A 15,078-nucleotide genomic window follows, 5' to 3' on the forward strand; every position below is an offset into this window, starting at 1 on the left:
GGTTCGACTATCTCTGGAAATTGTCGCTCCGGCCTGGGCGGCGGCGTATGTCACCGCCGCGCGGGATGAAAGGTTCGATCATGCGTGGCTCGAACTCGAAAATCGGCCGCCGCGGCTCGAAGCAGTCCGGATATTCGCCGATCATGCCGCGCGGGCAGTCCCGTTGCCTGAGCAGGATGCAGCGACCGCCCCGGGCGACGGTTCCTTCCGGGCATTCGAGCTGCCGGGCAGGCCGGCATGAGCCGCGGACCACTTCCATGCCGCGTGGGCAGACGCAGGATCCTCGTTTGGTGCGGATCTGCCCACGGATGTCGCATTCCAGCACCGGCTTCTTGGCCGACACGCAGCGCTTGCCATTGAACTCGCTGCCGCGCGGGCAGACGCAGTCACCGGCCTGGGTCCTGATCTGGCCCGGCAGCAGCTTGCATTGGCGCACAGGCGGCTTTTCCGGTGTCTTTTTTTCCGGCGTACGGCAAGCGCCTTTCAGCAACTGCGTGCCGCGCGGACAGACGCATTCGCCTGCACCGGTGCGTATTTGGCCTTTCAGCAGCACGCATTGTTCGGGTTGCGGGTCGATAGGCTTAGGCCTTTCCGGCCTGGGCTGTTCAGGCTGCGGTTGATCGACAGGACCGCCGGAGCATTGTCCGTTGCGGAAGGTCGCGCCGGTCGGGCACGTGCAGGTGCCCGAAGGGCTCATCACGAATGTTGCCGGGCAGGCGTCGTCGCCCGGAGGCGTGCGTGGCGGTTCAGGTTTCTTGCTGTCCTTGACGATGGTGAAGCCATGGCAGGCAGAGGCCTTGCCGCTGCCGTCCGCGCCGCGGCCGAGCACCACACCGCCGCGCACCGGCGTCTCCGGCGAGACGACGCCGACACAATTCTGCGCCGGTATCCGGCCTTCCATCGCCGTCAGCGGGCCGGCATCCGGAATAACGACGGTGACGGAGTGCGAGTGGCTCTGGCCGGGATCGAGCGAGAGGTTGGCAATGCAGGAGAGCGGCAGCGTGGTCGGTTCGGCGTCGCAGCCGAAGGGAGGCGAGATGGATTTCACCGTTACGCCCTCCAGCCGGTCGGCGCCATTGATGCCGATGGCATCGCCGACCCGCATCGGCGCGGAGAAAGCGCTGTCGCCATCGTTGGCGATGGTGATGCGGAAGCTGCAGGGTTGGCCGACGCGGCATTCGGCGTCGCCGGTCTTTTCGACGCGTATCGGCGCTTGCCGAACACCGCCGCCCTTGGCGCAGGCTTTGCCGATTGGGTAGACGATGTCGTCTCCCGGCGCTGGGCCTTGGGTGGCCCGCGCGCAGTTCTCGAATTCGGCGAGGCCTGCGACCGTGACGTCGAAATGACGGCTGGCCCCGGGTGTCAGCACCTCGCCGGGAATTTTGCACGACAGGTTGGCCGACGGCACACCGCCGCATGACCATTCTACGCCGTCCGGTGTGACGTTCTGGATCTGGACCGGATTGCCGGAGCCGATCAGGGTCGCGGCATCGTCCACGCGAATGGAGCCGGCAGGCGTGACCGTGCCGGCATTCACGACAGTAATTCGGCACGATACCGCCGCGCCGCCATTCGCTGCGTTGTTGCACTGCTTGGTGATGCGCAGCGCCGGCTTTTCGCCGTTCGGGCGGCGGAAGCGCGCCGTGGCGCATGCCTTGTTGTTGGTGAGGTCGGTCTCGCCGCCAAGGGGTTTCACCTCGGCGCAGTTCTGCACGATGTCGCGCTGGTAGCCAGCCGGCATGATGGCCTTGACGCCGATCGATGTGGAAGCACCCGGAGGCAGTACAATGCCCGGGTGGTCGCAACGGAACTGGCTAGGCCCGTTGGGTCCGCAGGTCCAGGGCGGCGTCGGCCCGAAAGTCGAAGACGAAGGCGCGCCGGTGGGGTAGGAATCGGCCACCGTTAGCGGTCCGCTATAGGTTGTCGAGCCGTTGTTGATGACGTCGATGAGGAAGGTGCAAACGCCTTCCGCCGTGCAGACAGGACTGCGGGCGCGCTTCTTCAGGATCAGGTCGGCCTTCTTCTCCGGTGGCGGGCGGCAGCTCTTGTCGCGGTCGCCGCGCTGGCAAAGCGGAATACGGGCGCAGGCGCGGTCGTTTTCCGTGCGGCCGAAATAGGTCTTGTTGCTGCCCCGATAGTCGAAGCGCGCGCAGTTGGCGAAAGTGCGTCCCTGCCAGCCGGCTGCCGGCTTGAAGCTCAGGCTGAGATCGACGGACTGGCCCGGATTGAGCGTCGTTTCCGGATGCGTGCAACTCATCGGGCTTGTCGCGGGCGCACAGGTCCACGGCGGATTCGGTCCGGCATCGATCGTCGAGCCGGCCGGCAGGGTCACCTCGTCGAGCACGATCGGCCCATGATAGGGCGCCTCGCCGACATTCGTGACAGTGATCGTGAAGGCGCAGCCGCCGGCGATCGTGCAGCGCCTCACATCGGCGCGCTTTTCTATCTTCAGGTCCGGTTCACGCTGGCGGCAGTCCACCTGCCGGTCGCGTCCCGGTTCGCCTTGCGTCGGCACGGCATGCGTCTGTGGCCGCTTTGTCTCGGGGCGCCGCGGGTCGGGCCCCTTGTGGCCGGGTTCGCAAAACGGCAGGTCGATGCCGGGTGGTATGTAATGCGGGTAGAAGGGCAGGAAGCCTTCCAGCGTTTCGTCATAGACGTCGCCGCTGCCCTGGCACGGGCGCCAGACCTCGACGTCGCCAACCTGGCCTTCCATCTGTGGGTCTTCGAAATAACCGTCGAAATCGACGAACCATGAGGCGAAGGGCGGTTCGTTGGCAGGGCGGACATTCTCGGTTCCGGTGATCTGGACGCCATGCACCGCCAGCGGCCCGCCTGCCGCGAGCCGTTCTGCGTAGGCCGGATTGTCGCGCAGCTTGTCGCCGGTTGCCAACAGCGTGGCGGCGCAGGCATTGGTGTCGAGATTACCGTCGCGGTCATAGCCATATTGCAGGTCGAGCCCGCCGGCGGCCTGTCGGTGGCCTTCCGGAAAACCGATGGCGTAGCTCTGCGGGCTTTCGACCCAGGCGCTTTCGGTGGCCGGATCGTCCGGCGTTTCGCGGACATAGCGCTGCACCTCCCCCTTCCCGGAATCGGCGAACTGGCTGTAGTCGTAGCGGTTCTCGAGAGGGCCGCGCTGCGCCAGATAGAGCGCGCCGTCGCTGCCGAAGGCGATGTCGGTGACGGCCTGGTCGCGCTCAGCCTTCACCGTGAGTTCACGGCGCGGATCGGTGCCGAAGCCGCCGTTCTCGGTGATGCCGACCGACCAGATTTCGGCCTCTTCGCCGACGGAATAATAGAGCCGGCCGGAACGGTAGGCGACGGCCCACACACGCCGCTGGTCCTGTGTATAGCCCCAGCTTTCCGGGTCCTCGCTGTCGAAGACGGGATTGCGAATATCCATCACAGCGCCGTCGTCGGCGACGGCCTCGAGGTCTTCCCCCTGCCGTCCGGCGACGCCATGATCGAATGTGTCGAGGAGATTGCCGTCGGCGCCGATGCGGTGGATCAGGCCATTGTCGAGGTCGGATGCGAAGAACTGGCGATGTTTTCCGTCGAACGTGACATCGCCGATGCCCGGTCCGCTGTTGCCGTCGATGTCGGCGAGTTTGCTGACCGTACCGCTGATGCCGTCGATCTTCCAGATTGTGCCAGGGCCGCCGCCATTCTCCTCGCCGAACTGTCCGTCCATGAAGACGGCGTCCGCCGCGCCGCGCCGCTGCCGCTCTGGCCGGCCGTCTCCGTCGGCGTCCGGGGTGACGATGCGCAAACCGTGCAGCGACGTAGCACCGGCGTAGAGATTGGGAACGTCTGACGGCAGGCCGTCGCGCATGCCGTCGTCATAAGTGAGGCCGAACACTTGCCCGATCTGTCCGGCTGTAACCTCAAAGGGCGGTGGCGTGCTGACGAGTTGGCCTGACGCCGGACCGCCGAGACTGGATGGGTCGAAGACGCGCAATGTCGCAAGGCCGGTGTCGATGAATGTCTCGTCGACGGGATCGACGCCGGGCGGCAGGCCGTTTTCGATGCCGGGAATGGTCGTCCCGGCAAAGCCGGTCACAGCCATGGAGCCGGGGTAGATGATCTGTGTCTGCGCGTCCTGCGCTTGAGCGGGCGAGAACCAGAGGCCGGCCGTCAGAGCCGCCAAGCCTGCGGCAAACCGGAAGCTCTGGCGAATGCGCGCCAGGCGGGCTGGGAGGTGTGGGATCGGGCGTTCGCCGTCACAAGGCACGGGACATCTTCCGTTGTCTGTGGGATCAACTGCCGGGATGGACGCACCGCAGGAAACCAGCCGCGCTGTTCCGGCACTCTCTCCCGTATTCAAACCGCAAATGTCCCTCGGCCTCACGATACGCCGGGCGTTGGAGCCGGTCAACGGAACCAGCGGAAAGCCGAACGCGTCGTGATTGTCGCCAAGGTTGTGCCATGTGGCCCAAGGCCGTTTGGTGAGCTGTCCGCGTTCCATCGTCCTGTTCATGTCCCGCTCCTCCCGCTGAAACGCCTGATGGCTTCAGACAGTCAGTCGTGGCGGGTGGATGGAAGGTTCACGGAAATATATTCGGGGCCGAACCTTCGGATCAGTAACCGGCTTCGCGGTTGACGAGGTGCTGCAACGGCTCGCCGCGTTCGAAGGCGGCCATCTGGCGCAGCATGATCGGCGCCAGATGCGAAGGATCCGAGGTTGCCGCCGCGTGCGGCGTCACGAACACTTTCGGATGGCTCCACAGCGGGCTGGTTTTGGGCAGCGGTTCGACCTCGAAGACATCGAGGCTGGCTTCCTTCAACGTGCCGTCATCCAGCGCCCGCAAGATGTCGGCATCCTTCTGCAGCCGGCCGCGGCCGGCGTTGATCAGCACCGCGCCGCCAAGGCCGTTACGCCTGCGCAACTGCTTGAGCAGGCCGTAATTGACGATGCCTTGCGTCGCCGAGGTCAACGGTAGGAGGACGACAAGAATATCGGTGGCATTGAGGAAGGGGAAAAGTCCAGCCTCGCCTGCGAACGTCGAGACGCCCGGCAGCGGGCGGTCAGTGCGCGACCAGCCATTCACGGTGAAGCCGAGCGGAAGCAAGGCCGATGCACAGGCCCGCCCAAGCGTTCCCAGTCCCATGATGCCGACCGAAATATCCTGCGCCGACCGCTGGGGCGGTTCATGCCAGGTCTTCTTCGGCTGCTGCGCCCTGTAGAGCATGCCCTGGCGGTGGTGGTCGAGAACGCGCCAAACCACATATTCCGCCATGTGTTGGCTCAAATTGTCGGCGACGATCTTGACGATGGGTACGTCCGGCACAGTCGGATCGGCGAAGATGTGGTCGACGCCCGCGCCGATCGAGAAGATGACGCGCAGATTGGGCAGTGACGAGAGCACGTTCGGCCGCTGCTTCCACACCACGGCATAGTGAATGGAGGGATCGGCTGGTCCGTCCGGTTCCGTCACCACCTCGCGCTCGGCCGACAGCAGATCATGCCAGCGCTGCGGATGGAAACCGGTGACCGACAAAAGCACGCGGCCGCGCTCAATTGGTGGCCGGCTATCTTCCGAGCTGTCCGCGGCTGGCATGTGCCTGGTCTCCTCCTGCATCGGAATGCTACTGGCTGACCACGTCTACAGGCGCGGTTTCGATGCGGAACGCAGCCGAGATCAGCGCCCTTGTATAGTCGGTTTGCGGATTGCCAAAAATATCCTCGGAGGCTCCCGCCTCGACGATCTTGCCATTGCGCATGACGATGACATGGTTGGCCAGCGCGCGCACCACCTTCAAATCGTGGCTGATGAACAGGTAGGCGAGGTTGTGTTTGGCCTGCAAATTGCGCAGCAGGTCGACCACTTGCGCCTGAACGCTCATGTCAAGGGCCGAGGTCGGTTCGTCCAGCATGACGAAGCGCGGATTGAGCACCATTGCCCGTGCGATGGCGACGCGCTGGCGTTGCCCGCCGGAAAACTCATGCGGGTAACGGAAACGCGTTGCCGGATCGAGGCCTACCTCATTGAGCACATCGACGACGCGGTGGTCTCGTGCCTGTGCCGACAGTTTCGGCTCGTGGATTTTCAGGCCTTCCTCGATGATCTCGGCCACCGACATGCGCGGGCTGAGCGAACCATAAGGGTCCTGGAAAACGATCTGCAGTTCACGCCGCAATGGCCGCATGGCGTTGAAGGACAGTTCGTTGATGTCGCGGCCGTTAAAGCGGATTTCGCCCTCTGACGAAATCATCCGCGACAGCGCCAGGCCGAGCGTCGTTTTGCCGGAACCGGATTCGCCGACGACGCCGACTGTCTGGCCGGCGCGCACGGTGATGTCGATGCCGTCCACGGCCTTCACATGATCGACAGTGCGGCGGAAGAAGCCCTGTTTGATCGGGAACCAGACCTTGATGTCCTCGCCCGTCATCACCGGCTTCGCCGTCTCGTCGGCTGTCGGTGGTTTGCCTTTCGGCTCGGCGGCCAGCAGATGGCGGGTGTATTCATGCTGCGGGTTGGCGAAGATTTCCTTGGTGATGCCGGTTTCGACGATCTTGCCCTTGGTCATGACGCAGACGCGATCGGCGATCTTGCGCACGATGCCCAGGTCGTGAGTGATGAACAGCATCGACATGCCGTTTTTCTTCTTGAGATTGGCCAGCAGCTCGAGAATCTGCGCCTGCACGGTGACGTCGAGCGCCGTCGTCGGCTCGTCGGCGATCAGCAGTTCCGGCTCGTTGGCGAGCGCCATGGCGATCATCACGCGCTGGCGCTGGCCGCCGGAAAGCTGATGCGGGTAAGCTGAAAGCCTTTTTTCCGGGTCGCGGATGCCGACCTCGTTGAGAAGCTCCAGCGTGCGCGCCTTCGCTTGCCGGTCGCCCATGCCGCGATGCAGTTTCAGCACCTCGACGACCTGCTGCTCGATTGTATGCAACGGGTTCAGCGAGGTCATCGGCTCCTGGAAGATCATGGTGATCTTGTTGCCGCGGACCTTGCGCAGTTCCTTTTCATTCAGGGAAAGAAGGTCCTTGCCGTCGAAGACGATCCTGCCGGACGGATGGCTGGCGGTTGGGTAGGGCAAAAGCTTCAGCACCGAAAGCGCCGAAACCGATTTCCCCGAACCGGATTCGCCCACCAGCGCCAGCGTTTCTCCCTTGGCGATGTCGAAGGATATCCGGTCGACCGCAAGCGAAGCCTTGCCGCCTTGTTCGAAGGCGACGGACAGGTCCTGGACAGAGAGGAGGGGAGCTTCGCTCACTTGAACGTTTTCCTTGGATCGAAAGCGTCGCGCGTCGCTTCGCCGACGAAGATCAGCAGCGACAGCATGAGCGAGATGACGAGGAAGCCGGAGAAGCCGAGCCACGGCGCGTTGAGGTTGCGCTGGCCCTGCTTCAGCAATTCGCCCAGCGAGGCGGACCCTGGTGGCAGGCCGTAGCCGAGGAAGTCGAGCGAGGTCAGCGTCGAGATCGAGCCGTTGAGGATGAATGGCAGGAAGGTCAGCGTCGCCACCATGGCGTTCGGCAGGAGATGCCGGAAGATGATGGTGCGGTTGGGCACGCCGAGCGCCCGCGCCGCGTTGACATATTCGAAGTTGCGGGCGCGCAGGAATTCGGCCCGCACGACGCCAACGAAGGCGACCCAGGAAAACAGCAGCATCAGCCCCAACAATATCCAGAAACCGGGCGGCAGGATCGCGGCGACGATGAGCAGCAGGTAGAGCACCGGGATCGCCGACCAGATCTCGATGAAGCGCTGGAAGATCAAATCGGTCCAGCCGCCGAAATAGCCCTGGATCGCGCCGGCGGACACGCCGATCAGGGCAGAACCTGCCGTCAGGATCAGGCCGAACAGCACCGAGATGCGGAAACCGTAGATGACGCGCGCCAAGACGTCGCGCGCCTGGTCGTCGGTGCCGAGCCAGTTCCAGTTGCCGACCACGCATTCAGGGTCGGCGGCCTTCTGCGGATACTGGGCGCAGCGCTTGTCCTTGTCATAGAGCCAGGAGGGCTTTGCCGGCGCCGCTTCGGGAACGGCGTTGTTGACCGTCCGGTAGGAATAGCGGATCGGCGGCCAGATCATCCAGCCATTGGCCTCGATCTCGTCGCGGATCACCGGATCGCGGTAGTCCGCGACAGCGTAGAAGCCGCCGAATTTTTCTTCCGGATAGGCGACCAGAACCGGAAACAGGATTTCGCCCTTGTAATAGGCGAGGATCGGCTTGTCGTTGGCAATGAACTCCGAGAACAGCGTCAGCACGAACAGGATGAGGAAAATCCACAGCGACCAGTAGCCTCGCCGGTTGGCCTTGAAATTGGCCCAGCGGCGCTGGTTGAGCGGCGAAAGCCAGGCCCTTTTCGTTTCGCGGCCGATTTCCTCGCGCTCCGTCTCGACCGCCGCTTTCATCTGGATGTCCGACATCACACTTCCCGGCGTTCGAAATCGATGCGCGGATCGATCCAGGTGTAGGTGAGGTCGGAGACGAGGCTGACGAACAGGCCGATCAGCGAAAAGATGTAAAGGTTGGCGAACACCACCGGATAATCGCGGGCGACGATGGACTTGTAACCGAGCAGGCCGAGGCCATCGAGCGAGAAGATGTTTTCGATCAGCAGCGAGCCGGTGAAGAAGGCCGAGATGAACGCGCCCGGGAAACCGGCGATGACGATCAGCATGGCGTTACGGAAGACGTGTCCGTAAAGCACCCGACCTTCCGAAAGGCCCTTGGCCCGCGCCGTGACGACATATTGCTTGCGGATCTCCTCGAGAAAGGAATTCTTGGTCAAAAGCGTCGTGGTGGCAAAGGCGGACAGCACCATCGCCGTCAGCGGCAGCGTCAGGTGCCAGAAATAGTCGAGGATGCGCGCCGGCCAGGAAAGCTGGTCCCAATTGTCCGAGGTGAGGCCGCGCAGCGGAAACCAGTCGTAGAACGAGCCGCCGGCGAACAGGATCATCAGCAGGATGGCGAACAGGAAGCCAGGGATGGCGTAGGCGACGATGACGATGCCGCTGGTCCAGACGTCGAAGCCGGAGCCGTCGCGCACCGCCTTGCGGATGCCGAGGGGAATCGAGATCAGATAGGAGATCAGCGTGATCCACAGACCGAGCGAGATCGAGACCGGCATCTTTTCGAGAATGAGGTCGACCACCGAAACATCGCGGAAATAGCTGTCGCCGAAATCGAAGCGCAGATAGTTCCACAGCATCATGCCGAAGCGTTCGAGCGGCGGCTTGTCGAAGCCGAACTGCTTTTCCAGCTTGGCGATGAATTCCGGGTCAAGACCCTGCGCGCCGCGGTATTTGCTGTTGGCGTCGCCGCCCGAGGCATCGAAGCCGCCGCCGGCAAGGTCGCCACCGCCTCCGCCGCCAAGCCGGTCGCCGCTGTCGCCGCCCTGGTTGGTCAGATTGGCGATGACCTGCTCGACCGGTCCGCCGGGCGCGAACTGGATGACGGCGAAGGAGATCGCCATGATGCCGAACAGCGTCGGGATCATCAGGAGAATGCGGCGCAGTATATAGGCGCCCATCAGGAAGCAGCCCCTGTTCGAACCGGAATATCAGGCCTTGCCAATCTTCGCCGCCTTGTCCTTGTCGAACCACCACAGTGCTTCCATCGCGAAGCCATAGTCCGGTTTCGGTTCCTTGAAGCCGAACATGTCCCAGAAGGCCACGCGGTGATTCGCCGAATACCAACTTGGAATCCAGTCCAGGCGCGCGCGCAAGACCCTATCGAGCGCGCGCAGCACCGTTATAAGAGCGGCGCGGTCCTGGACTTTGTCTATTGCCTCTACCAGCGCGTCGACCGCAGGATCCGCTATGCCGGGCAGGTTGCGCGACCCCTGCAGACTGGCCGAGCGCGAATGGAAGACGCCGTCCATGCCCTCCCGTGTGGGGGTCGGCGAGAACAGCAATGCCATGGCGATCATGTCGAAATCGAAACTGGCCTGTCTTTCCTGATACTGCGCCGATTCGACGAGACGAATCGAGGCGTCGAAGCCGACGGCCTTCAAGTTCTCCACCCAGGGAGCGTAAATGCGCGTAAGGTCGTCATCGTGAACAAGGACTTCCGCCTTGAAAGTTTCGCCGGCTGCATTCTGGAAGAACGGGCCGGATCGCTTCCAGCCCGCCTCGATCATCAGCCTTTGCGATTCACGCAGCAGTTTCCGGTCGCGGCCGCTGCCGTCCGAGGCGGGTAAGATATTGACTTCGCCAAAGACTTCAGACGGCAGTTTGTCGCGCAGCGGTTTCAGCAATGCCAACTCCTCTGGCGAGGGGACGCCTGTCGCCTTGAAGTCCGACTTCTCGAAGTTGGACTGGGCGCGGTCGTAGAGGCCGTAGAACAGCGATTTGTTGGTCCATTCGAAATCGAAGCAGAGCGAAATCGCGCGCCGCACGCGCACGTCTTTGAACCGTTCGCGCCGCTGGTTCATGGCGGTGCCATACAGGAGAGGGCGTTTTTCCGAGGGAAATTCGCGTTTCACCACCTTGCCGGCGGTGAGCGCCGGAAAATCGTATCCATTCGCCCAGACCCGGGACGTCGCTTCCTCGCGGAAATGTACCTGACCCTTTTTGAACGCCTCGAAAGCCGCTTGCCGGTCGCCGTAGAATTCGATGCGCAGCTTGTCGAAATTATTGGCGCCGCGATTGACCGGCAAATCCTTGCCCCAGTAATCGGCCACCCGGTCCAGCTCGATCGTCTGCCCAGGCCGCACCAGCCCGACCTTGTAGGGACCGGAGCCGAGCGGCGCTTCCATGCGCGAGCCGTCGAAGGGGACCTTGGCGAAATAGGCTTTCGACAGGATCGGAAAAATTGCGACATCCAGTATGGTGCGATCGGACTGCTTTCCGGAAAAACTCAGCCGCAATGTTGTCTTGTCTACCGCGACGGCCTTGGTCAGCTCCTTGAGCGGCAGCGAGAGGTCGGGGTGCCCCTGATCCTTGAAAAGATTGAACGTGAAGGCGGCATCTTCGGCCGTCAGCGGCGAACCGTCATGCCAGCGCGCCTCGGGCCGCAGCGCGAACACGAAGCTGTTGCGATCCGGCGAAATCGTCACCGCTTCCGCTACCAGCCCGTAGATGGAGTCCGGTTCGTCCAGGGCGCTGACCATCAAGCTGTCGAAGCACATTTCCATGCGCGGCGGGGCGTCGCCCTTGGGCACGAAGCTGTTTAGCGTGTTGAACGTGTTGGGGTTCTGGTTGAACACCCATTGCGACGGACCGAAATTGAAGGTCCCACCCTTGGGCGCATCGACGTTCACATAGTCGAATTGCTGGAAATCGACCGGATATTTGAGCTCGCCGAACGCCGACAGGCCATGCAGCCTAGCACCGGCCGGGCTGCTGGCGAAGAGCCTGCCCGGCAGGAATGCGGCCGTCGCCGCCGCCCCACCAAGCGCGATGACGTTCCTGCGGGACAGCCGCGCCAAACCAACCATCAATTGCCGCTCTTGTACTTGGCCGCGAGCGCCTTTTCTTTCTCCGGATCGATCCACCAGGATTCGATGTCGGGACCGACATAGGTCGGCTGCTTGTCCGGCACGCCGAACTTGTTCCACGAGGCGAGCCAGACGTCGGGCCGGGTCAGTTGCGGCACGACGTAAAAATTCCACAGCAAAACGCGGTCGAGGGCATACGTCGCCGTCACCAGGTCGTCCCGGTTCGTCGCGAAGATCACACGCTCCACCAGCGCGTCGATAACCGGATCCTTGATCCCCTCATAGTTGCGCGACCCTGGCGAATCCGCAGCTTTGGACGACCAGAAGTCGCGCTGCTCGTTGCCCGGCGAATCCGACTGGGCCAGCACGACCGTCGTCATGTCGAAGTCGAAGTCGCTAAGACGATTCACATATTGGGACGGATCGACAAAACGCAGCGTCGCCTCGATGCCGATCTTGCGAAGCATCTGGATGTAGGGCGTCAGCGACGATTCCGCGCCTTGCCGCGAATCCAGGACCTCGAATCGGAATGGCGCGCCGCTCTGCGCATTCACCATCCTGCCGTCCTTGATGTTCCAGCCCGCGGCGGCCAGAAGGTCCACCGCCTGCTTGAGAACCTTGCGCTCGTCCTGCGAGTTGTCGAAGGCCGGCAGCTTCCATTCCTGCGTGAACAGTTCCGGCGGCAGCTTGTCCTTGTACTGGTTCAATATTTCCAGCTCCTTGCCCTGCGGAAGGCCGCTGGAAGCAAGTTCGCTGCCGATGAAGTAGCTGGTAATGCGCGTATTCAGCCCGAACGACATCGTGCGGTTCATCGTGTCGAATGGGTAGAGAAGAGAAAGCGCCTGGCGCACGCGCCGGTCCTGGAACAGCGGGCGACGCGTATTCATTGCGAAACCCTGCATGCGGGCCAGTGCGTTCGCCTTGAATTCCTTCTTCGTCACGTCACCGGCTTTCAGGGCTGGAAAAGTATACTTGGTCATCCAGTCGCGGGCGCTGTTTTCGGAATTGATGTCCTGCAGGCCGCCCTTGGTGAAGGCCAGCCATTCCGCGGTTTCATCGAGGAAGTAGGTGTAGCGGCGGGTGTCGAAATTCTCGCGCCCCAATTTCACCGGCAGCCTGGCGGCCCAGTAGTCCGGCACGCGCTCCCAGACGATCTCCGCGCCGGGCTTGAAGCTCTTGATCTTATAGGCGGCGGAGCCGAGCGGGACTTCCAGCGTCGGCTTGGTGATGTCGCGCTTCTTGCCACTGGCGTCCGTGCCTTCCCACCAGTGCTTCGGCAGTAGCACGAGGTCGCCGATGATCTTCGGCAGTTCGCGATTGCCCTTCTGGTCGAACTTGAACTGGACCTCGCGGTCGGAAAGGGCGACCGCTTCCGTGACGTTCTCGAAATAGCGGTTGTACATCGGGCTGTTGGCTTTCAGCACGTTGAAGGACCAGACGACATCATCGACCGTAATCGGCTTGCCGTCATGCCATCGGGCGCGGGGATCGAGCCGGTAAGTCGCAGACGAATAATCGTCTGGATATTTATAGGCGTCGGCGACGAGCGGATGGCTGACGCTGCCTTCGTCGGTCGCCTGTTCCATCAATGTATCGTAGAGCAGCCCGCCTCCAAACCCGACGAGGCCCGCGGCCGGCGAACCCTGCACGATGTAGGGGTTGAAGCTGTCGAACGTTCCGGTGACCGTCGAATTCAGCGTCCCGCCCTTCGGCGCATCCGGGTTCACATAATCGTAGCGTTGGAAGTCCTGGCCATATTTCGAGTCGCCGATCAGGGAGGAAGATGTGTGCCATTCCTGGGCGTGGACCGCACCAGCGGCCAACAGGGCAGCGGCAACGACCGTTCCAAGAATGCTTCGCTTGCGGCAACCCGTCATCCGTCTTCCTCTGCAGTAAGCTTCGGCGCGCAATCTAGACCATTAACCGCCACAAGAAACCGCCTCGGCGCGCTTTCTGACGGCGGTTCGCCCGTTTCATAACAAAAAAGCCGGGGCGAACCCGGCTTTTTCATGGATATGGCGATTACAATTTCGTCATTTGGCGGGAGCGGCGCCCTCGGCGGGCTTTTCCGCCGGTGACGCTCCGTCCGCAGGTTTGGCATCGGCTGGCGCTGTACCTTCGGAAGGCTTTTCCGTTGGCGCGGCGCCCTCGGTGGGTTTGGCCTCGGCAGGTGCCGCGCCGCCCTCGGCCGGCTTGGCATCGGCAGCTGGCGCCGCAGCTTCAGGCAAAGGCTTCGGGCTGTCGGACAGCGTGCGCAGATAGGCGATGACGTTGGCGCGCTCGTCGTCCTTCTTCAGGCCGGCAAAGCCCATGGCCGTACCCTTGACGAAATTTTTGGGCGAGGTGAGGAAATGGTTGAGGTTGTCGTAGGTCCAATGTTCCTCGCCACCCTTGGCGAATTCCTTCATGCCGGACGAATAAGCAAAGCCCTCATGATGGGCGACGGGACGGTCGACGATGTCCCACAGGTCCGGACCGACCTTGTTCGGGCCGCCCTTCTCGCCGGAATGGCAGGCCTGGCATTTCTTGAAGACGGTGGCGCCGGCTTCCGCATTGGCGGTGGCGAGCAGTTCCGCGATCGGCTTGGCGGCTTCTGCCGGGCCTGCTGCGCCAGCCTCGGGCTCGACCGCCTCGATGGCGAAGCCGGGTTTTTCGGGCGCGGGCGAGGCAAACAGCGCATCGGACACGAGGCCGACCGAGAACACCACGAAAACGGTTCCGAGAAGTCCGCCGATCACCTTGTTAAGTTCGAACGAGTCCATGCACCCCAACTCCCTTTTCCGGCGGACCGTTTCGTCCATCCGTCCGTCGGTATGGCGACACACCTTGGGAAGGCGGTCAAATCGGGCGGAAACTAGGTCTTTTGCTCTGGCGTTGCAACACCTATAAGGGCGCTTCCAGTGAGACCTTTTGCCACTTTTTTCGCAATCCTTTTCATCTGCCGCAGAGCCCGATGTCCACTCTCGTCCTGATCCCGGCCCGCATGGCCTCCAGCCGCCTGCCGGGCAAGCCGCTGGCAGACATCGCCGGCAAGCCGATGATCGTGCATGTGGCCAGCCGCGCCGTCGAAAGCGGTGTCGGCCGGGTGGTCGTGGCGACCGATACGGAAAGCGTCGCCGAAGCCGTTCGGGCGCATGGTTTCGAGGCGGTCATGACCCGCGCCGACCACGAATCGGGGTCGGATCGCATTCACGAGGCGCTTTCGATGCTGCAGGGCGGCGGCGAGGTGGACGTCGTGGTCAATGTGCAGGGCGATTTGCCGACGATAGAGCCGGGCATCATCGGTGCGGCGCTGCGGCCTCTCGACCAGGCCTCGGTGGATATCGCCACGCTCGGTGTCGAGATTGTCCGCGACGAGGAGAAGACCAACCCCAATGTGGTCAAGATCGTCGGATCACCTCTGTCGGGAACACGCTTGAGGGCGCTCTACTTCACCCGCGCCACCGCGCCCTGGGGCGATGGGCCGCTCTATCACCACATCGGCCTCTACGCCTATCGCCGCGCCGCGCTGGAACGTTTCGTCGGCCTCAAGCCTTCGCCGCTCGAACGCCGCGAGCGGCTGGAGCAGTTGCGCGCGCTCGAGGCCGGTATGCGTATCGATGCCGAAATCGTCCAGTCCGTTCCCCTTGGCGTCGACACGCCCGAGGATCTCGAACGGGCGCGCCAGATCCTTTCACGCTGAACCGAGC

9 protein-coding genes are annotated in these 15,078 nt (G+C 63.0%); 1 reads left to right on the plus strand and 8 read right to left on the minus strand.

Annotated elements, in window-relative coordinates:
• Positions 1 to 7: 7 nt before the first annotated feature.
• From ASD44_RS18805 to ASD44_RS16185, 8 genes are all read right to left on the minus strand, one after another.
• Entirely contained in the window at positions 8 to 4,144 is a 4,137-nt protein-coding gene (locus tag ASD44_RS18805; RefSeq protein WP_244478785.1) for a DUF11 domain-containing protein, read from the minus strand.
• 430 nt (positions 4,145 to 4,574) lie between these two features.
• Positions 4,575 to 5,516 (minus strand): glyoxylate/hydroxypyruvate reductase A, encoded by a 942-nt coding sequence (locus ASD44_RS16155; RefSeq protein WP_056116373.1) that lies wholly within the window; start codon positions 5,514 to 5,516, stop codon positions 4,575 to 4,577.
• 67 nt (positions 5,517 to 5,583) lie between these two features.
• Positions 5,584 to 7,215: an ABC transporter ATP-binding protein gene (locus tag ASD44_RS16160; protein WP_056114220.1), complete on the minus strand. Its 1,632-nt coding sequence runs from the start codon at positions 7,213 to 7,215 to the stop codon at positions 5,584 to 5,586.
• Positions 7,212 to 8,360, minus strand: coding sequence for an ABC transporter permease (locus tag ASD44_RS16165; RefSeq protein ID WP_156459934.1), 1,149 nt, complete (start codon positions 8,358 to 8,360; stop codon positions 7,212 to 7,214). Before ASD44_RS16165 ends, ASD44_RS16160 begins: the two co-directional genes overlap by 4 nt.
• A 14-nt stretch (positions 8,361 to 8,374) precedes the next feature.
• Positions 8,375 to 9,481, minus strand: a complete 1,107-nt coding sequence (locus ASD44_RS16170; RefSeq protein WP_056114228.1) for a microcin C ABC transporter permease YejB — start codon at positions 9,479 to 9,481, stop codon at positions 8,375 to 8,377.
• A 30-nt stretch (positions 9,482 to 9,511) separates the two neighbouring features.
• On the minus strand, positions 9,512 to 11,380 hold the full coding sequence (locus tag ASD44_RS16175) for an extracellular solute-binding protein (protein WP_056116375.1): 1,869 nt from the start codon (positions 11,378 to 11,380) through the stop codon (positions 9,512 to 9,514).
• 8 nt (positions 11,381 to 11,388) lie between these two features.
• The gene (locus tag ASD44_RS16180; RefSeq protein ID WP_056114231.1) at positions 11,389 to 13,266 is read right to left on the minus strand and encodes an extracellular solute-binding protein; all 1,878 of its coding nucleotides are present in this window, start codon (positions 13,264 to 13,266) and stop codon (positions 11,389 to 11,391) included.
• 156 nt (positions 13,267 to 13,422) lie between these two features.
• Entirely contained in the window at positions 13,423 to 14,151 is a 729-nt protein-coding gene (locus ASD44_RS16185; RefSeq protein ID WP_056116379.1) for a cytochrome c family protein, read from the minus strand.
• Between the two features lie 191 nt (positions 14,152 to 14,342).
• Here ASD44_RS16185 and ASD44_RS16190 point away from each other — a divergent pair, with 191 nt between their 5' ends.
• Positions 14,343 to 15,071, plus strand: coding sequence for a 3-deoxy-manno-octulosonate cytidylyltransferase (locus ASD44_RS16190; protein WP_056114233.1), 729 nt, complete (start codon positions 14,343 to 14,345; stop codon positions 15,069 to 15,071).
• Positions 15,072 to 15,078 lie beyond the last annotated feature (7 nt).

The sequence above is a fragment of the Mesorhizobium sp. Root554 genome, from assembly GCF_001427025.1.
Classification (GTDB): Bacteria; Pseudomonadota; Alphaproteobacteria; order Rhizobiales; family Rhizobiaceae; genus Mesorhizobium.

What these genes read in the sequence shown, in the direction of transcription:
- ASD44_RS16165 (WP_156459934.1), bottom strand. Translation starts at nt 8,360, where the DNA reads ATGAAAGCGGCGGTCGAGACGGAGCGCGAGGAAATCGGCCGCGAAACG.
- ASD44_RS16170 (WP_056114228.1), bottom strand. Translation starts at nt 9,481, where the DNA reads ATGGGCGCCTATATACTGCGCCGCATTCTCCTGATGATCCCGACGCTG.
- ASD44_RS16180 (WP_056114231.1), bottom strand. Translation starts at nt 13,266, where the DNA reads ATGACGGGTTGCCGCAAGCGAAGCATTCTTGGAACGGTCGTTGCCGCT.
- ASD44_RS16185 (WP_056116379.1), bottom strand. Translation starts at nt 14,151, where the DNA reads ATGGACTCGTTCGAACTTAACAAGGTGATCGGCGGACTTCTCGGAACC.
- ASD44_RS16190 (WP_056114233.1), top strand. Translation starts at nt 14,343, where the DNA reads ATGTCCACTCTCGTCCTGATCCCGGCCCGCATGGCCTCCAGCCGCCTG.